The sequence below is a fragment of the Mesorhizobium sp. M0659 genome (assembly GCF_040320605.1).
In the GTDB taxonomy this organism is placed as follows: Bacteria; Pseudomonadota; Alphaproteobacteria; order Rhizobiales; family Rhizobiaceae; genus Mesorhizobium.
Window position 1 is genome coordinate 431138 of sequence record NZ_JAMYPY010000004.1, and the last position, 16700, is coordinate 447837.

Below are 16700 nucleotides of genomic sequence, written 5' to 3' on the forward strand. Positions count from 1 at the left end.
TTAAAGTCGCGGCGGGATTTTGGTCCCGCCGCGCTTGGTCCGAGACGTCCGAGATCAATAGATCTTGGAGAACTTTTCGATGTTGGACTTGTCGAACTGGAAGGGCGGAGCCATCGCAGCCGAGTTGCTGTCATCGAGCGTGACCTTGCCGACGCGGCCGATCGACAGCGTTGCGCCCGGCTTTGCCTCTTCCTTCTTCACCGCCAGATCATGAGCGAGGTAGACGGCGGAGTAGCCGAGGTCGATCGGATTCCAGAGGGCAACCGCCTGGCTGGAACCGTTGTCGATGAACTTCTTGAACTCCGACGGCAGCGCCAGACCCGTGACATTGACCTTGCCGATCAGGTTCGCGTCGGTGACGACCTGGGCAGCGGCAACGACGCCGACGGTGGTCGGCGCGATGATCGCCTTGAGGTTCGGATAGGATTTCAGCAGGCCCTTGGCTTCGTCGGTGCTCTTGGCCGAATCGTCATCGCCGTAGACGGTGGCGACGAGTTTGATCTTGGGGAATTTCTCCGGCAGGATCTTCTTGGCCGCGTCGATCCAGGCGTTCTGGTTGGTCGCGGTCGACGAAGCCGACAGAATGGCGACTTCGCCGCCTTCCGGCAGATAGTCGGCGGCCAGCTTGATGATGGTCTCGCCGATCAGGCCGGTGTCGGACGGGTTGAGATGCAGCTGGCGGCCTTCCTTGGCGACGCCCGAATCCCACGAGATGACGGTGATGCCGCGCTCCATGGCCTTCTTCAGCACCGGCACCAGCGCGTCGGCGTCATTGGCCGAAATCGCAATGGCGTTGACCTTCTGCGCGATCAGCGAATTGACCACTTCGATCTGCGCTTCGGCGGTCGCCTTGGTCGGGCCGGTGTAGATGATGTCGACATCGCCGAGTTCCTTGGCCGCCTCTTCGGCGCCCTTATTGGCGGCGTCGAAGAAGCCGTTGCCGAGCGACTTCACCACCAGCGCGATCTTGACGTTCTCGGCATAGGCGGCATTCACGAACATGGCGGCCGAGAACGCGGCCGTCACCATCAATTTCTTCAGAAAGCTCATCGTATTTCCTCCCTTGAGCGTTGCATTCCATCGTCGCTGCGGTTGGCCTCAGGCCTGCAGCGAGGATTCTTCCTTTGCCGACTTGCGGGCGACGATCAGCGTCACACCCGCGGCCTCCAGCATGTTGGCTTCGCGATCCTCGATGCCGTCATCGGTGATGACGGTGGCGATGCGCTTGAGCCCGCACAGGATCAGGCTCGAGCGCTGGCGGAATTTCGATGAGTCGACCAGCACCACCAGTTCGTCGGCCTGGTCGATCAGTTTCTGCTCCGCCTGGATCAGCAGCGGGTCGCCTTCCATCAGGCCAAGCGGCCCGAGCCCTTGAGCGCCCATGAACATGCGGCGCGCGTAGAAATTACGCGTCACGTCATTGTCGAAGGGCGAGAGGATGATGTTCTGCTCGCGGTAGATGGTGCCGCCCGACAGCATGACGGTGTTCTTCGAATGCTTGAGCAGGTGCTCGGCGATGGGGAACGAATTGGTGAAGATCGGCATGCGGCGTCCGGTCAGGAAATGCACCATCTGGAAGGTGGTGGTGCCGCCATTGATGATGATCGGTTCGCCGTCCTTGCACAGCTCCACCGCTTCGCGCGCAATCGCGCGCTTCTGCGAAGCGTTAAGCGTTTCGTTGACGGAAAAGGGCCGGCCGGCGAGGCCGATGAACTGCGGTGGCGAGATCGCCTCGGCGCCGCCACGCACGCGACGCAGGCGCTTTTGCACATGAAGAGCCGCGATATCGCGCCGGATCGTCGCCTCGGAGGAGTCCGTCAGGTCGACCATCTCCTGCACCGTCACCACAGGCTTTTCCTGGACGGCGGACAGAATGATCCTGTGGCGCTCTTTTTCGTGCATGGTTCCTCCCTGCATGGTCATGAGGCACTAGAAAACCACCAGTGTCAATCATTTCCGCTCATATAATTTCATTGTGCAGTGCAATATGATCGATCTTGATCGTTTATGATTGACAACCGAGATGCTTGCGTAGACATTTCCGGCAAAATGGACCGCGCCTTTTGCGTCCCAGGGAGGATAATCATGCTCGACAAGCGCTCCGGCTCGCGCCTTGCCAACCTTTGGGACGATGCTAAAGCCAAGGGGCTGAGCGAGCCTGAGCTTCTGGTCTATCGCTCCAACACGCTCGGCTCCGACAAGCGTGTCACCAATTATGGCGGCGGCAACACCTCGTCCAAGATCCGGCAGAAGGACCCGCTCTCCGGCGCCGAAGTCGAAGTGCTATGGGTCAAGGGCTCGGGCGGCGACAGCGCCTCGATCAAGCTGGACGGTTTCGCCACGCTTTACATGGACAAACTGCAGGCGCTGAAAGGGCTTTATCGCGGCGTCGCGCATGAGGACGAGATGGTGGGCTATCTTCCCCACTGCACCTTCAATCTCAACCCGCGCGCGGCCTCGATCGACACGCCGCTGCACGCCTATGTGCCGAAGCCGTTCGTCGATCACATGCATCCCGATGCCATTATCGCCATTGCCGCTGCCAAGGATTCCAAGGCGTTGACCAAGGAGATCTTCGGTGACGCCATCGGCTGGCTGCCGTGGAAGCGGCCGGGCTTCGAACTTGGCCTGTGGCTGGAGAAATTCTGCGTCGAACACCCCGAGGCCAAGGGCGTCATCCTCGAAAGCCACGGCCTGTTCACCTGGGGCGACACACCCAAGGAGTGCTATGAGACGACGATCTCGGTCATCAACCAGGCGATCGAGTGGTTCGAGCGCCGCTCCGAGGGTCTCGCCATCTTCGGCGGCGAAGTCGTCAAATCGCTCGACGCCGCTGAGCGCCGCGCCATCGCGGCGAGACTGATGCCGAGGATCCGCGGCCTGATTTCGGAGAAGAGCCACAAGCTCGGCCATTTCGACGATTCCGCCGCTGTGCTCGAATTCGTCAACTCCAGGGATTTGCGCCCGCTGGCGGCACTCGGTACCTCATGCCCGGATCATTTCCTGCGCACAAAAATCCGCCCGCTGGTTATCGAGTTCGACCCAGCGAAGCCCGACGTCGAAGCCGTGATTGCGCGCCTCGCCGACGATATTGCTGAGTACCGTGTCGGCTACCAGGCCTATTACGACAGCTGCAAGCATCCGGACTCGCCCCCGATCCGCGACCCCAATGCCGTGGTCTACCTGATGCCCGGCGTCGGCATGTTCACCTTCGCCGGCGACAAGGCCACCGCCCGCATCTCTGGCGAATTCTACGTCAACGCCATCAATGTCATGCGCGGGGCCTCGACCGTTTCGTCCTATGTCGGCCTGCCGGCGCAGGAGGCCTTCGACATCGAATACTGGCTGCTCGAGGATTTGAAGCTGCAGCGCATGCCGAAGCCGAAGTCGCTCGCCGGCCAGATCGCGCTGGTCACCGGCGGCGCCGGCGGCATCGGCCGCGCCACCGCCAATCGCCTGCTGCGCGAAGGCGCCTGCGTCGTGCTGGCCGATATCGACGAGACCGCACTTGCCAGCGCCAACGACGAACTGGCGAAAGCCTATGGCAAGGACTTCGTCCGGCCGGTGCTGATCAACGTCACCGCGGAGGAGCAGGTGATTTCCGGCTTCGCCCAGACAGCCGTCGAGTTCGGCGGCATTGATATTCTCGTCTCCAACGCAGGCCTCGCCTCCTCGGCGCCGATCGAGGAGACAACGCTGGCGCTGTGGAACAAGAACATGGACATATTGTCGACCGGCTATTTCCTGGTCTCGCGCGAAGCCTTCCGGCTGTTTCGCGCCCAGAAGATCGGCGGCAATGTCGTCTTCGTCGCCTCCAAGAACGGCCTTGCCGCGTCACCCAACGCCGCCGCCTATTGCACCGCCAAGGCCGCCGAAATCCATCTCGCCCGCTGCCTCGCGCTGGAAGGCGCGGAAGCCCAGATCCGGGTCAATGTCGTGAATCCGGACGCCGTGCTGCGCGGTTCGAAGATCTGGACCGGCGAGTGGAAGGAACAGCGCGCCGCCGCCTACAAGATGTCGACCGACGATCTGGAAGAACACTACCGCTCGCGCTCGATGCTGAAGCGCTCGGTGTTTCCGGAAGACATTGCCGAAGCGATTTATTTCCTGGCGTCCGACATGTCGGCCAAATCCACCGGCAACATCATCAACGTCGACGCCGGCAACGCGCAGAGCTTTACGCGCTGAGTTAAGGGCGGAGCGCTTCTCTTCTCCCCGTCACTATACGGGGAGAAGGTGGCCCGAAGGGCCGGATGAGGGGCAGCGCTGACTGAACGCATTGGGAGGAATAGCACTTGTCCGAAACCATCATCGCCGCCGATCTCGTCTCCAGCCACAACGCCCAGCGCAAACCCGACCTCGAACGCGACTACGCCTCGCTCGGGGAACGCCTCGACCGTCGCGGCATCGCCATCGACGCCATCCGCGGCAAGGTCGAGAAATTCGCCGTCGCCATTCCGTCCTGGGGCGTCGGCACCGGCGGCACACGCTTTGCCCGCTTTCCCGGCGCCGGCGAGCCGCGCGACATTTTCGACAAGATCGAGGACTGCGCCGTCATCAGCCAACTGACGCAGGCGACACCGACCGTCTCGTTGCACATCCCGTGGGACAAGGCCGATCCGAACCGGCTGAAGCAGGCCGCCTCGCGCTTCGGCCTCGGCTTCGACGCCATGAACTCCAACACCTTTTCGGATGCCAGGGATCAGACGCTCTCCTACAAATTCGGCTCGCTTTCGCATGCCGATGCCGGCACGCGCCGCCAGGCCGTCGAGCATAATCTCGAATGCATCGAGATCGGCAAGACGCTGGGGTCCAGGGCGCTGACAGTGTGGATCGGCGACGGCTCGAATTTCCCCGGCCAGGTCAATTTCGCCAAAGCCTTCGCGCGCTATCTCGACGCCATGAAGGAGATCTATGCCGGACTGCCCGCCGACTGGAAACTGTTCACCGAACACAAAATGTACGAGCCGGCTTTCTACTCCACGGTCGTGCAGGACTGGGGCACTAACTACCTCATATCCAAGGAGCTGGGCGACAAGGCCTACTGCCTGGTCGACCTCGGCCACCATGCGCCCAACGTAAACATCGAGATGATCGTGTCGCGGCTGATCCAGTTCAAGAAACTCGGCGGCTTCCACTTCAACGATTCCAAATATGGCGACGACGACCTCGATGCCGGCTCGATCGATCCCTACCGGCTGTTCCTGGTCTTCAACGAACTGGTCGATGCCGAGCTGTCCGGCGCCGAGGGTTTCGATCCCGCCCACATGCTCGACCAGAGCCACAACGTCACCGACCCGATCGAAAGCCTGATGCTGTCGGCAGTCGAGGTGCAGCGCGCCTATGCGCAGGCGCTGCTGGTCGACCGCAAGGCGCTCGAGGGTTTCCAAGACGGCAATGATGCGCTGATGGCGACGCAGACTCTGAAAGCTGCCTACCGCACCGATGTCGAGCCGATCCTTGCCATGGCGCGGCTGAACACAGGCGGCGCCATCGATCCAGTCGCCGCATATCGCGCGGCGGGCTACCGGGCGAAGGTCGCGGCGGAACGGCCGGCGGTTGTGGGCGGTTCAGGCGGGATTGTTTGAGATTGGCTAATCTCCACCACAGGGGGGAGATCAGCTTGCCTCTGCCGGCAGGCGAACACCAATATGTGTTCGCTCATATTGATGATGGACTCGGCCGCTCCATGTAGCTCTTCTAGGCACACCGCACTTGGAGCACCGCCATGCCCTTGACCCGCCGGACGCTGATTGGCGTCACCCTTTCGCTCGCAATTGCGCTCGCGCCATCCGGCGCGCTCCATGCCGCCTCGCCTCAACCGGCGAAGGGCGAGCACGGCATGGTCGTCACTGCCCAGCATCTGGCGTCGGAAGCCGGCGTCGAGGTGCTGAAGAAGGGCGGCAATGCCGTCGATGCGGCGGTCGCCGTCGGCTATGCGCTCGCCGTCGTCTACCCTAATGCCGGCAATATCGGCGGTGGCGGGTTCATGACCATCCGCTTCAAGGACGGCAAATCGACCTTCCTCGATTTCCGCGAGCGCGCGCCGCTGGCGGCAACCAAGATCATGTATCTCGACAAGGACGGCAATCCGGTGAAGGGCGCCAGCCTTGATGGCTACCTTGCGGTCGGCGTACCGGGTTCCGTGGCAGGGTTCGAGATGGCTCGTGAAAAATATGGCACGCTGCCACGCCAGGATTTGATGGCGCCGGCAATTGCCTATGCCAAGGATGGCTTCATCCTCGACCAGGGCGACGCTGCTTCATTCGCAAGCAATGCCGCACGGCTGGCGAAGGACCCTGCCGCCGCCGCCATCTTCCTGAAGCCGGACGGCAAGCCTTATGGCGTCGGCGAGCGTCTCCTCCAGCCCGATCTTGCAGCGTCGCTCGCCGCCATCTCCGAAAATGGCGCCGACGCCTTCTACAAAGGCGCCATCGCCGGCGCCATCGTCAAGGCGAGCGGCGCCAGGGGCGGCATTCTGGCCAAGGCAGACTTCGAGCAATATAAGGTACGCGAGCTGCAACCGGTGAGCTGCACCTATCGCGGCTATGAGATCACGTCCTCGCCGCCGCCAAGCTCCGGCGGCGTTATCATCTGCGAAATCCTCAACGTGCTGGAGGGCTACCCGCTGTCCTATCTCGGCGCCGGCTCGGCCGAGACGGTGCATGTCATGGTCGAGGCGATGCGTTACGCCTATGTGGACCGCAACTCGGCGCTCGGCGATCCAGATTTCGTCGACAATCCGGTCTCGAAACTGCTCGACAAGGGTTACGCCAAGGAGATCCGCGACAAGATCGACCCGTTCCGCGCCGGCGTCTCGCAGGATTTGATGCCGAAGGGCTTCGGCGAGTCGAAGGAAACGACGCACTATTCGATCATCGACGATGACGGCAATGCGGTCGCGGTCACTTATACGCTGAACGGCTCGTTCGGCGCCGGCGTGGTCGCGGACGGCACCGGCATCCTGCTCAACAACGAGATGGATGATTTCACCCAGAAGCCTGGCGTGCCCAACCTCTACGGTCTCGTGCAGGGAGAGGCCAATGCTATCCAGCCGAAGAAGACGCCGCTGTCATCGATGAGCCCGACTATCGTCGCCAAGGACGGCAAGCCGTTCATGGTTATCGGCAGCCCCGGCGGCTCGCGCATCATCACCATCACGCTGGAAGCCATCGTCAACGTCATCGACCACGGCATGAACATCCAGGAGGCGATCGACGCATCGCGCATCCACCATCAATGGCTGCCCGACACGATCTATGTCGAACCCTTCGGCCTGTCGCCCGACACTGAAAAACTGCTGGCCGGCATGGGCTACCACCTCGATCTCGCGGATTCTACTTGGGGGCAGGCGGCCGGCATTCTTGTCGGCGGCAAGAGCCTGGCGGAAATCGAGAAGGGCGGCGGCTCCCGCTACAACGGCGCCATCGACAGCCGCGCCGCATCCGGCGAGGCGATTGGCTACTGATCAAAACAAGAGATTGATCAGAGGACGAGCGTAAGCGTCGACCCGACGAGCATCAGCGCGGCGATCACGACGAACGCCGCGTAGATGCGGGGACGGTCGAGGAGCAGCGCATTGCCCGATATCCAGGCCGCGGTTGCGCCGCCAAGCGCAAACAGGAAGCCGTTCCGGTGACCAAAGGTCATGGAAGCGGCCATCAGCCCGCCAATGATCAGCGCGCCGAAGACGATGATCACGGCAACGGCGTATTTCTCGAAGTCGTTGCCGCCGCCCATGGCCGGGCCGATCGCGTTCAAATTCGTCAGATCGTCCGGATCGAACGGATTGGTCGATCCATATTCATCTTGACCGACAGGTTCTCGCATCATTCATTCTCCGCTGACCGGCAACAAATCATCAACATCTGCCGAGCGCAACCGGATCGCGCCGTGCCGAAGGCCGCCGATGCGGTCTTCAACACTTTCTGATGCCGACTTGCCACGGTTTTTTTGCGCCGGTTCACAAAATCTACCCTGCTTTCGGGTCCACACGCCTGAATTGCCTGGAAAATGAATTACCTGGAAAAATCGCTGCGCACGATGCCGTGCCGCTGCAGCTTGTCGTAGAAGGTCTTGCGCGGAATGCCGAGCGCTTCGATCGTGCGCCGGACATCGCCGTCATTGCGGCCAAGCGCCTCGCGGATGACATTGGCTTCATAGCGTTCCAGCCGTTCCGGCAGTGAGCTGGCGTCATCCGGCTCCGCCGGGGCGGAAGGTGGCGCTTGCGCCGCTTCCTCGAGTCCCAGCACGAAACGCTCGGCGAAATGCGCGAGTTCACGCACATTGCCCGGCCAGTCGTGCTGGCTCAGATGGCGGTGCACTGAGGCAGGCACGGCTGGCATTTGCCGGCGGAAGCGGGCGGCTGCACGCTCTGCGAAGTAGAAGAACAGCAGGGCGACGTCGTCGCGGCGTTCGCGCAGCGGCGGGATCGAGATCGTCACCACATTGAGCCGGTAGTAGAGATCCTCGCGGAAGGCGCCGCGCCGGCTGGCATCGCCGAGATCGACCTTGGCGGCGGCGACGACGCGCAGGTCGACCGGCCGGATTTCATTGGTGCCGAGCGGCGTCACCTCGCGCATTTCCAGCACCCGCAGCATCTGCACCTGGGTCGAGGCCGGCATGCTTTCGATCTCGTCGAGAAACAGCGTGCCGCCGCTCGAATGCTCGATGCGGCCGATGCGCTTCTTCTGTGCGCCGGTGAACGCGCCGGCCTCATGGCCGAACAGTTCGCTTTCGATCACCGTATCCGGCAGCGTGCCGCAATTCAGCGCCACGAAATTGCCCTTGGCGCGGCGGCTCCAGCGGTGCAGCAGGCTCGCCACCACCTCCTTGCCGGAGCCGGTCTCGCCAGTCACCAGCACGTCGACATCGGTGTCGGCGATCTGCCGCAGCGTGCGGCGCAGCCGCTCCATCGCCGGCGTCTGGCCGATCAGCGGCAGGCCGTCCTGCGCCTGTTCGGCGCTTTCGCGCAGCGCGCGGTTCTCCATCACCAGCCGGCGTTTTTCCGCCGCCCGCGCCACACTTTGCGCCAGCCGGTCGGCGGCGAACGGCTTGGTGATGAAGTCGTAGGCGCCGTCCTTGATCGCCTTGACCGCAACCGCGATGTCGCCATGTCCGGTGACCAGGATTACCGGAATGTCGGCATCAAGCTGCAAGACGCGGTCGAAGAGCTGCAGGCCGTCAATGCCGGGCATGCGGATGTCGGACACCACCACGCCGGGAAAATTGGCGTCGAGCCCGGCCAGCGCCTCGGCCGCCACCGCAAAGGCCGAGACGGAAAAACCAGCGAGTTCCAGCGTCTGCCGCGTGGCCCTCAGCAATTCGCTGTCGTCGTCGATCAATACGACCGGTGCGGTGTCCATCATGCTGCCCTGGCGAGGTGAATGGTAAAGCGCGTGCCGGCCTGGCCGCTCGCCACCTCGATGCGTCCGCCATAGTCGGCGACGATGTCCTGCGAGATGACGAGGCCGAGCCCGAGGCCTTTTTCCTTCGAGGTGTTGAACGGCGTGAACAATGACTTGAGGATGGCAGGCGAAATGCCCGGCCCATTGTCGGCGACGGCAAGCGCCACGCCGTCGGCCGTCTCCTGGGCCGACACCTGCACCCTGGCGCCGTCGCGCCCGTCCAGCGCTTCCAGCGCATTCTGGAACAGGTTGATCAGCACCTGTTCGAGCCGCAGCCGGTTGCCCATCACCTTGAGCGTTACCGGCGGCAGCGTGATATCGAGCGCGTCCAGCCGGCCGGCAAAGCGGCTTCTGAGCAGCACCACGGCGCCCTCGATGACGCCGCGCAGTTCGACCGGTTCGGCTGCCGTGCGCCCCTTGCGGGCAAAGACCTTCAACTCTTCGGTGATGCCGCCGATGCGCTCGGTCAGCGCGGCAATCGCTCCAAGGTTCTCCTCGGCCGAGGCGGTCTGCTTGCGCTCCAGGAACACACGCGCATTGTCGGCATAGGCGCGGATGGTCGCCACCGGCTGGTTGATCTCATGCGCGACGCCGGCGGCAACCTGGCCGAGGGTAGCAAGACGGTTGGCCTGCACCAATTCCTGCTGCATGACCTGCAGCTTGGCTTCGGTGCTGCGGTGATCGGTGATCTCGGCCTGCAGCCGGTCGCGAGCCAGGCTGAGGTCATGCGTACGCTCGACGACGCGGCGCTCGAGCTCGATGCGCGCTGCCTGTTCGGCGGCGATGCGCATCTGCGCCGACTGACGGCGCCACAGGAGGTAGCCGGCCAGCGCCAGCAACGGCACCACGACGCCCAGCGCCAGCAGCCGCATCTCACGCACCGCAGCCGCGATCGGCGCTTCGACCGGCACGAGATAATCGAGCCGCCATGGCGTCGATTGGACCAGTGTCGAAAGCCTGAGATATTCGGCATCGCTGCCGCCCGGTGTTATCGCATGCACCATCGACACGTCAGGGCTCAATGCCTCGGGGCGTGTGATCGGCAAGGGGATCAGCGGCGCGTTGCCGAATTGCTGGCTGCTCCGGATGGCGGCAGCCACCGGGCCGGTCAGCGGCGCGGTGGTCATGAAGCGCCAGGACGGCACGCTGGTGATCAGCACGACGCCGTGGTCGTCGCTGACATAGGCCGGCCGGTTGGCCTCATGCCAGTCGGCTTCAAGCTGGTCGAATTCCATCTTGACGACGACGACGCCGAGCGGTGCCGCCGCATTGCCGACGCGACGCGAAATATAGAGGCCCGGGCGCTTGCTGATGTTGCCCAGCGCAAAATATTCGGCCGTTCCGGATTGCATGGCGCCGGAGAAATAGGCGCGGAAACCATAGTCGTTGCCGACGAAGCTGGTTGTTTCGCGCCAGTTGCTGGAGGCGATCGCAAACCCGTCGACGCCGGTGACGTAAAGCACCGAAGCCTTGGTGCCGGAGACCAGCCCTTCGAGCTTGCGGTTGAGCACGTCGATCGTGACAGCGCCCTTGTTCTGCAGGGCGTCATGCACCTGCTGGTCCTCGGACAAGAGCAGCGGCAGCGCCCGCGGGCTTTCCAGCACGGCGCGCAGCAACGCAACCTTCAGATTGGCATCGGTGCGGCCTTGCGCCGCCAGTGCCGCGACCTCAGCGCGGCGCGCGTAGAGGCCGGCGCCGGTGAGCGCCGTGGCAACGATCACCAGCGCGATCGCCGCAAACAGCAGCCAGGCGCGACGCGCGCGTTTGCCGAGTTGCTCGGGCGTCGGCGACAGGACCGCGGCAGGGCGTTGCAGCATTCCCTATTTGTGCATGATTTCGCACAAAGCACAATTCAGTCATGCGGATGTCCGCACTTGCGTTGAGCGGCAGCAGCCTCGATCGGACGAATACCCAACAAAATCAATGGCTGCGGTATGCCGCACAGTCTGGCACGGCAGTTGCAATGACCAATACAGCAGTCGCAAGGCTGCGGAAAACAACTGCCCCGGGAGGTCGAGCTTTCGATCGGGGCGCCATGGAGGACGTCATGCAGCCAGCATTCGCTGCCGCCGAACCGCGCGGCAAGCTACCCTTTTACCGTCATCTCTACGTGCAGGTCCTGACGGCGATCGCCGCCGGCGTGCTGCTCGGTCATTTCTATCCCGAACTCGGTGCTTCGCTGAAGCCGCTCGGCGATGCCTTCATCAAGCTGGTCAAGATGGTGATCGCGCCGGTCATCTTCCTGACGGTGACGACCGGCATTGCCGGCGTTTCCGACCTGAAAAAAGTCGGCCGCGTCGCCGGCAAGGCGATGATCTACTTCCTGGTCTTTTCGACGCTGGCGCTGGTCGTCGGTCTGGTCGTCTCCAACGTCGTCCAACCGGGCGCCGGCATGCACATCAATGCGGCGACGCTCGATCCCTCGAAGGTCGCCACCTTCACCGAGAAGGCGCATGACACGACCATCGTCGGCTTCCTGCTCAACATCATCCCCGACACCATCACCGGCGCCTTCGCGCAAGGCGACATTCTGCAAGTGCTGTTCTTCTCGGTACTGTTCGGCATCTCTCTCGCTCTGGTCGGCGAGCGCGGCCGCCCGGTCGTCGATTTCCTGCAGGCGCTGACCTCGCCTATCTTCCGCCTGGTCGCCATCCTGATGAAGGCCGCCCCCATCGGCGCCTTCGGCGCCATGGCCTTCACCGTCGGCAAATACGGCATCGGCGCGATTGCCAACCTCGCCTTTCTGATCGGCACCTTCTACCTGACGTCGCTGCTCTTCGTGCTGGTCGTGCTCGGCGCTGTCGCTTGGTACAACGGCTTCTCGATCCTCGCCTTGATCCGCTACATCAAGGAAGAGCTGCTGCTGGTGCTCGGCACCTCGTCCTCGGAAGCCGCTCTTCCCGGCCTGATGGCCAAGATGGAGCGCGCCGGCTGCAACCGCTCGGTGGTCGGCCTGGTCATCCCGACCGGCTATTCCTTCAACCTCGACGGCACCAACATCTACATGACGCTGGCGGCGCTGTTCATCGCCCAGGCGACCGACACGCCGCTCACCTATGGCGACCAGATCCTGCTGCTGCTGGTTGCCATGCTGAGCTCCAAGGGTGCCGCCGGCATCACCGGCGCCGGCTTTATCACGCTGGCCGCCACGCTCTCGGTGGTGCCTACTGTGCCGGTCGCCGGCATGGCACTGATCCTCGGCGTCGACCGCTTCATGTCGGAATGCCGAGCGCTGACCAATTTCGTCGGCAATGCAGTGGCGACGATCGTTGTGGCGCGCTGGGAAGGCGAACTCGACCAGACCAAGTTCGCCGCCGCCATGGCCGGCACATTGTCCGAGGAAGCCGACCTGGCGCTGTCGGGCGATCTGCAGCCCGCCTGACCGCTCCGGGCACTGACGTTTGAGCACAAGGCCGCAGCCGATTCGGTTGCGGCCTTTCCTTTTCCGCCTGCACGTGGCTGGCGCTGGCCGGGCCCTCCCGGGTAGGGTGCGGACGTAAAACCGAAAGGCCGGCGCATGAGCAATCCGTACCCCGAAATCTACCTCGTCCGTCACGGCGAGACGGAGTGGAGCGCTTCGGGAAAACACACCGGCCGCACCGACATACCGTTGACGGCAAAGGGCGAGGCGGCAGCTCGCGGCGTGGCGGACCGGCTCAAGGATCTGTCCTTCCAGGCGGTGTGGTCGAGCCCGTCGCAGCGAGCCTTCAGCACCTGCACGCTTGCCGGCTTCGGCGCTGCTGCCGTCAAGAAGCCGGACCTGCAGGAATGGGATTACGGCGCTTACGAAGGCGTAAAGACCAAGGAGATTCTTGTGCAGCGCCCCGGCTGGCAGTTGTTCCGTGATGGCTGTCCCGACGGCGAGTCGGCAGCGGATGTCGGCGCCAGGGCCGACAGGATCATCGCCGGTCTGCGGGCAATCGAGGGCAATGTGCTGGTGTTTTCGAGCTCGCATTTCCTGCGCGTGCTGGCCGCGCGCTGGCTCGGTCTGCCACCCGAAGGCGGTGCGCACTTCGTGCTTGATACCGCGAGCCTCAGCATCCTCGGCTATGAGCACGATCTGAGCGAGCCGGTGATACGCAGGTGGAACCAGAAGTAGGGTTTCGCGGCAAGCTGCCTCTTAACGCGCGAGCACCGCCAATTCCTCCGATGTCAGATGCCGCGCCTTGCCCTTGGCGAGTTCGCCGAGCTGCAAACCGCCGATCGCCACCCGAACCAGCCTCAGCACCTCGATATCGAATGCCCCGAGCAGGCGGCGGATCTGGCGGTTGCGGCCCTCGTCGAGCACGATTTCCAGCCAGGCCGTGCGGCCGCCGCTGCGCAGCAGTTCGATCGAACTTGCGGTCAGCAGTTCGCCGTCGACGATCGCTCCGTCGCGAAAGCGCGCCAGCATCGCTTCGTCGGGCGCGGTGCCGATCTGCACGTGATAGGTCTTGGCGACATGCGAGGCCGGATCGAGCAGGCCGTTGGCCCAGCGCGTGTCGTTGGTCATCAGCAACAGGCCTTCGCTGGCCTTGTCGAGGCGGCCGACCGGCGACACGAAAGGCAACTCCAGATCCATCAGGCAGTCATAGACGGTGCCACGATCCTGCGGGTCATCGCGCGTGGTGACCTGTCCGCGCGGCTTATTGATCATCAGGTAGACTTTTGCCTCGCCGACGATCTGCTCGCCGTCGACAGCGATGCGGTCGCGGCCGAGATCGACGCGCAGCGACGGATCGCGCACCACCTTGCCGCCAACCCGCACGCGCCCTTCGGCGATCAGCAGCTCGGCCTGCTTGCGCGAACACAGGCCGAGTTTGGAAAGCGCCCGGTTCAAGCTGACGCCTGCGCTCGCGGCCTGGTGTCGGGCGATGTCTGGTGGCCGTGCCATGTCCTGCTTGCCATCCCAATGATCGGCATCGACAATTGCCACGCCCCGCATTGGCTTCGCAACCTGCCGCGGCATCAACATCACGGGTTCGCGGGAGCGGGGCTGTTCTCAAATACGATGTGCCAGGGGGCGGGCTCAACAGCCCGCCATGGAACGCAGCCCCGCGAGAGACGTTGTTGCCGACGAGCGATTTGTCGCGAAAGGCACCGCCATGAAGAAAATCTACCAAAAGCCGACGCTCGTGAAGCGAGGCAGGCTCACCAGCCTGACGGCTCAGATCGTCGCTTCTGGGGTCATTCTGGGGGAATGATCCCCCAGATAACGGAAGGGATAAATCGATGAGCGAGCGCGGCGTTGATTTCCTGCAGGGCTGGATCCACGAGCACCTGCCGGGCGAACTGCCTGCCGACAAGGCAACGGCTCGAACCCTGACCACGCGAGCTGCCCTGGATGCTCGGCATTCAGGCCTTGAGGTCAGCGAGATCGAAGAGGATCTCGGTCCGCTGGAACGGGTGATTTTCGAGGCGCTCGATCAGCCCGATATCTGAGCCCCGATATCTGAGCCCCCAATATGAGCCCATTGCAGGCGATATTGGCCCATCGCCATCTGGCGGGGGCTTTTCCGTGATGGCATCCGTGGGTGCGCAGCCCTAGGCAGCCCGCGCAGCTGACGCTCCCCGTGCCGGCGGCAATTCGAACACAGTGGCGCCGTTCTCTCGGCCGCGTTCGACATAACCGATGACACGGAACCATTTGCCGACGTCGGCCCGCTGCAGCCAGCTGCGCGAGTGGATGGGCAGGTTGCCGGCCAGCGCCTGAATGTGGCGGATGTGGCGCCTGCAGAAGCGGACCGTCGCGGCGCTGAAGAAACCCTCCTGCGCGGCAAACAGCGTGTCGGCGGCGTCGCTGTTTTCGTGCCAGGCGACGATCGCCACCGTCTTGTCGCCCTCGACCAGCGCGTGCGCCCGGCCTTCCTTCAAATTCATCATCAGATTGTCGTAGGCGACCTTGCTGTCTTTGCCGGCGGCCACATACTCGTCCGACATCCGCGTGGACAGATCACGGAAGACACTTTCGAGATCGCCGATCGTAGCTGCGCGTGCTCGCATTTCTCCTCCTGCAGCCCCGGCAGGTAGTTTGCCCCAGGGAGAGGGGATCACCAAGCAAATCAAATCCGCCATTTGGCCTATGCGCGCAAAGTGATTTCAGAAGGCGGGTTTATTGCGTTGGCAAATCGCTCCCGTGGAACCGAACTTGCCTCCCCCAAATTGACTCGCGATCGCGTTCGGGAGGGGAAGCATGCAAGATCAGCATTTCGATGAGCCGGTTCGCGTGGCGCTCGGCAGGTCCAGAAACAAGATCTACAAGGTGGAGCGTGTCGCGCAGGCCGCTGACATCCTCATGAACCGATGGCCCGTGAAGACAGGCGGCTATCACGTCGCCGCCCGCAAAGCCTGCCTTGGCGTTCTGGAAGGCCTTCAAGAGGCGCGCTATGCCCGCGCCGCCTTCGTCAACGCGGCGATCGAGGCTGTATTCTGGTTGAACTCGACCGACAGGGTTGAGCGGCCACCGCTTTCCATCGCCTCTTTGTTTGGCGTGAGGTAAACTGGCAGACCGGTCGGGAGCCTTCCATGTGCAACGACTATGAGCAGCATATTCTCTGGGCTGAATATTGCCGGATGCTGGAGTCGCTGGCACTCGAGATCCCGACCCATCAGACCGAGCTTGACCTGCCGCGGGTTGATAACATCCACATCAACGATCCAGCCCCGATCATGCGCGCCACCAGCGACACCGGCGTTGAACTGACGTCGATGACGTTCGGATTTCCGCCGGCCGGACCGAAAGGCGGACCAGTGTTCAACTTCCGCTCCGAAGGCCGGCAATTCGCCGGCAGCAAACGCTGCCTCGTGCCGGCATCCGCCTTCTTCGAGTTCACGGGTACGAAGTATCCGAAGGCCAAGCATCGCTTCACGCTCAACGGCTCGCCGTTCATGGCCATCGCGGGGCTTTGGCGTGAAGCTGCCGGCAACAAGCCGCCAACCTTCACCATGCTGACAACCGAGCCTGGACCGGATATTGCGCCCTATCACAATCGGCAGGTCGTGGTGCTTCGGCCCGGCGATTGGGCAGCCTGGCTCAGTCTGACGAAGCCGGAAGCCGAACTGCTGCAGCCGCTTCCAGCCGGCTCGCTGCGCGTGGAGACCGTGCGCCCCGAAAGTTCATAACTCGGTTGCGCAGGCTTGCCGGCACAGCCGGCAGGCCGAAATCAGGAATCCGTCGGTGCGGCGCCAGGAAGTCAAGCCCTTGATGTTCAGAGAAAACTGGTGCCCAGAGGCGGATTCGAACCACCGACACGCGGATTTTCAGTCCGCTGCTCTACCAACTGAGCTATCTGGGCCTCGCCGGCAAACGAGACA

General features: G+C 63.2%; 16 protein-coding genes and 1 tRNA gene. 9 read left to right on the forward strand and 8 right to left on the reverse strand.

Going from position 1 to position 16700, the window contains the following annotated elements; genetic code table 11:
- Positions 1-54: 54 nt before the first annotated feature.
- Positions 55-1050, reverse strand: a complete 996-nt coding sequence (gene rhaS, locus NKI31_RS09655) for a rhamnose ABC transporter substrate-binding protein (RefSeq protein ID WP_023669661.1) — start codon at positions 1048-1050, stop codon at positions 55-57.
- A 48-nt stretch (positions 1051-1098) separates the two neighbouring features.
- Positions 1099-1902: a DeoR/GlpR family DNA-binding transcription regulator gene (locus tag NKI31_RS09660; RefSeq protein WP_023669662.1), complete on the reverse strand. Its 804-nt coding sequence runs from the start codon at positions 1900-1902 to the stop codon at positions 1099-1101.
- A gap of 183 nt (positions 1903-2085) precedes the next feature.
- On the opposite strand from NKI31_RS09660, the gene NKI31_RS09665 reads away from it, so the two are divergent.
- The 3 genes from NKI31_RS09665 to ggt all read left to right on the forward strand — a co-directional run bounded on the left by NKI31_RS09665 (position 2086) and on the right by ggt (position 7468).
- Positions 2086-4188, forward strand: coding sequence for a bifunctional rhamnulose-1-phosphate aldolase/short-chain dehydrogenase (locus tag NKI31_RS09665; RefSeq protein WP_352651375.1), 2103 nt, complete (start codon positions 2086-2088; stop codon positions 4186-4188).
- A 107-nt stretch (positions 4189-4295) separates the two neighbouring features.
- The gene (rhaI, locus tag NKI31_RS09670; protein ID WP_023818765.1) at positions 4296-5588 is read left to right on the forward strand and encodes an L-rhamnose catabolism isomerase; all 1293 of its coding nucleotides are present in this window, start codon (positions 4296-4298) and stop codon (positions 5586-5588) included.
- A 140-nt stretch (positions 5589-5728) separates the two neighbouring features.
- A complete protein-coding gene (gene ggt, locus NKI31_RS09675; RefSeq protein WP_352651378.1) occupies positions 5729-7468 on the forward strand; it encodes a gamma-glutamyltransferase in 1740 nt (579 codons plus the stop codon).
- 17 nt (positions 7469-7485) lie between these two features.
- On the opposite strand, the gene NKI31_RS09680 is transcribed toward ggt, so the two are convergent.
- The 3 genes from NKI31_RS09680 to NKI31_RS09690 all read right to left on the reverse strand — a co-directional run bounded on the left by NKI31_RS09680 (position 7486) and on the right by NKI31_RS09690 (position 11224).
- Entirely contained in the window at positions 7486-7833 is a 348-nt protein-coding gene (locus NKI31_RS09680; RefSeq protein ID WP_032885862.1) for a hypothetical protein, read from the reverse strand.
- A 185-nt stretch (positions 7834-8018) separates the two neighbouring features.
- Positions 8019-9368, reverse strand: a complete 1350-nt coding sequence (locus tag NKI31_RS09685; RefSeq protein WP_023730992.1) for a sigma-54-dependent transcriptional regulator — start codon at positions 9366-9368, stop codon at positions 8019-8021.
- Positions 9365-11224: a sensor histidine kinase gene (locus tag NKI31_RS09690; protein ID WP_023818763.1), complete on the reverse strand. Its 1860-nt coding sequence runs from the start codon at positions 11222-11224 to the stop codon at positions 9365-9367. The genes NKI31_RS09685 and NKI31_RS09690 overlap by 4 nt, the downstream gene beginning before the upstream one ends.
- Before the next feature lie 230 nt (positions 11225-11454).
- Between NKI31_RS09690 and NKI31_RS09695 the strand changes: the two genes are divergently transcribed.
- Together NKI31_RS09695 and NKI31_RS09700 are read left to right on the forward strand one after the other, a co-directional pair.
- The gene (locus tag NKI31_RS09695) at positions 11455-12789 is read left to right on the forward strand and encodes a dicarboxylate/amino acid:cation symporter (protein WP_023818762.1); all 1335 of its coding nucleotides are present in this window, start codon (positions 11455-11457) and stop codon (positions 12787-12789) included.
- Between the two features lie 135 nt (positions 12790-12924).
- Entirely contained in the window at positions 12925-13506 is a 582-nt protein-coding gene (locus NKI31_RS09700; RefSeq protein WP_352651380.1) for a histidine phosphatase family protein, read from the forward strand.
- A gap of 21 nt (positions 13507-13527) precedes the next feature.
- Here the strand turns inward: NKI31_RS09700 and NKI31_RS09705 are convergent, their stop codons facing one another.
- Entirely contained in the window at positions 13528-14280 is a 753-nt protein-coding gene (locus NKI31_RS09705; RefSeq protein ID WP_352651412.1) for a pseudouridine synthase, read from the reverse strand.
- A gap of 148 nt (positions 14281-14428) precedes the next feature.
- Between NKI31_RS09705 and NKI31_RS09710 the strand changes: the two genes are divergently transcribed.
- Both NKI31_RS09710 and NKI31_RS09715 read left to right on the forward strand, forming a co-directional pair.
- Positions 14429-14590, forward strand: a complete 162-nt coding sequence (locus NKI31_RS09710; RefSeq protein WP_352651382.1) for a hypothetical protein — start codon at positions 14429-14431, stop codon at positions 14588-14590.
- A gap of 28 nt (positions 14591-14618) precedes the next feature.
- Complete coding sequence (locus NKI31_RS09715) at positions 14619-14828, forward strand: hypothetical protein (protein ID WP_352651384.1); 210 nt, start codon at positions 14619-14621, stop codon at positions 14826-14828.
- 102 nt (positions 14829-14930) lie between these two features.
- On the opposite strand, the gene NKI31_RS09720 is transcribed toward NKI31_RS09715, so the two are convergent.
- Positions 14931-15389, reverse strand: a complete 459-nt coding sequence (locus NKI31_RS09720; RefSeq protein WP_023669674.1) for a hypothetical protein — start codon at positions 15387-15389, stop codon at positions 14931-14933.
- Positions 15390-15579: 190 nt separating this feature from the next.
- Between NKI31_RS09720 and NKI31_RS09725 the strand changes: the two genes are divergently transcribed.
- Positions 15580-15885, forward strand: a complete 306-nt coding sequence (locus tag NKI31_RS09725) for a DUF982 domain-containing protein (RefSeq protein WP_352651386.1) — start codon at positions 15580-15582, stop codon at positions 15883-15885.
- A gap of 26 nt (positions 15886-15911) precedes the next feature.
- Positions 15912-16508 (forward strand): SOS response-associated peptidase, encoded by a 597-nt coding sequence (locus NKI31_RS09730; protein WP_352651388.1) that lies wholly within the window; start codon positions 15912-15914, stop codon positions 16506-16508.
- Between the two features lie 97 nt (positions 16509-16605).
- On the opposite strand, the gene NKI31_RS09735 is transcribed toward NKI31_RS09730, so the two are convergent.
- Positions 16606-16681 (reverse strand) — tRNA-Phe (locus NKI31_RS09735).
- Positions 16682-16700: the final 19 nt, after the last annotated feature.

Bases quoted from the DNA above. Each gene is read 5' to 3' on its own strand.
- NKI31_RS09685 (WP_023730992.1), bottom strand. From the start codon at position 9,368: ATGATGGACACCGCACCGGTCGTATTGATCGACGACGACAGCGAATTG.
- ggt (WP_352651378.1), top strand. From the start codon at position 5,729: ATGCCCTTGACCCGCCGGACGCTGATTGGCGTCACCCTTTCGCTCGCA.
- NKI31_RS09705 (WP_352651412.1), bottom strand. From the start codon at position 14,280: ATGGCACGGCCACCAGACATCGCCCGACACCAGGCCGCGAGCGCAGGC.
- rhaS (WP_023669661.1), bottom strand. From the start codon at position 1,050: ATGAGCTTTCTGAAGAAATTGATGGTGACGGCCGCGTTCTCGGCCGCC.
- NKI31_RS09680 (WP_032885862.1), bottom strand. From the start codon at position 7,833: ATGATGCGAGAACCTGTCGGTCAAGATGAATATGGATCGACCAATCCG.
- NKI31_RS09720 (WP_023669674.1), bottom strand. From the start codon at position 15,389: ATGCGAGCACGCGCAGCTACGATCGGCGATCTCGAAAGTGTCTTCCGT.
- NKI31_RS09665 (WP_352651375.1), top strand. From the start codon at position 2,086: ATGCTCGACAAGCGCTCCGGCTCGCGCCTTGCCAACCTTTGGGACGAT.
- NKI31_RS09700 (WP_352651380.1), top strand. From the start codon at position 12,925: ATGAGCAATCCGTACCCCGAAATCTACCTCGTCCGTCACGGCGAGACG.
- NKI31_RS09690 (WP_023818763.1), bottom strand. From the start codon at position 11,224: ATGCTGCAACGCCCTGCCGCGGTCCTGTCGCCGACGCCCGAGCAACTC.
- NKI31_RS09660 (WP_023669662.1), bottom strand. From the start codon at position 1,902: ATGCACGAAAAAGAGCGCCACAGGATCATTCTGTCCGCCGTCCAGGAA.
- NKI31_RS09725 (WP_352651386.1), top strand. From the start codon at position 15,580: ATGCAAGATCAGCATTTCGATGAGCCGGTTCGCGTGGCGCTCGGCAGG.
- NKI31_RS09695 (WP_023818762.1), top strand. From the start codon at position 11,455: ATGCAGCCAGCATTCGCTGCCGCCGAACCGCGCGGCAAGCTACCCTTT.
- NKI31_RS09730 (WP_352651388.1), top strand. From the start codon at position 15,912: ATGTGCAACGACTATGAGCAGCATATTCTCTGGGCTGAATATTGCCGG.
- NKI31_RS09710 (WP_352651382.1), top strand. From the start codon at position 14,429: ATGGAACGCAGCCCCGCGAGAGACGTTGTTGCCGACGAGCGATTTGTC.
- NKI31_RS09715 (WP_352651384.1), top strand. From the start codon at position 14,619: ATGAGCGAGCGCGGCGTTGATTTCCTGCAGGGCTGGATCCACGAGCAC.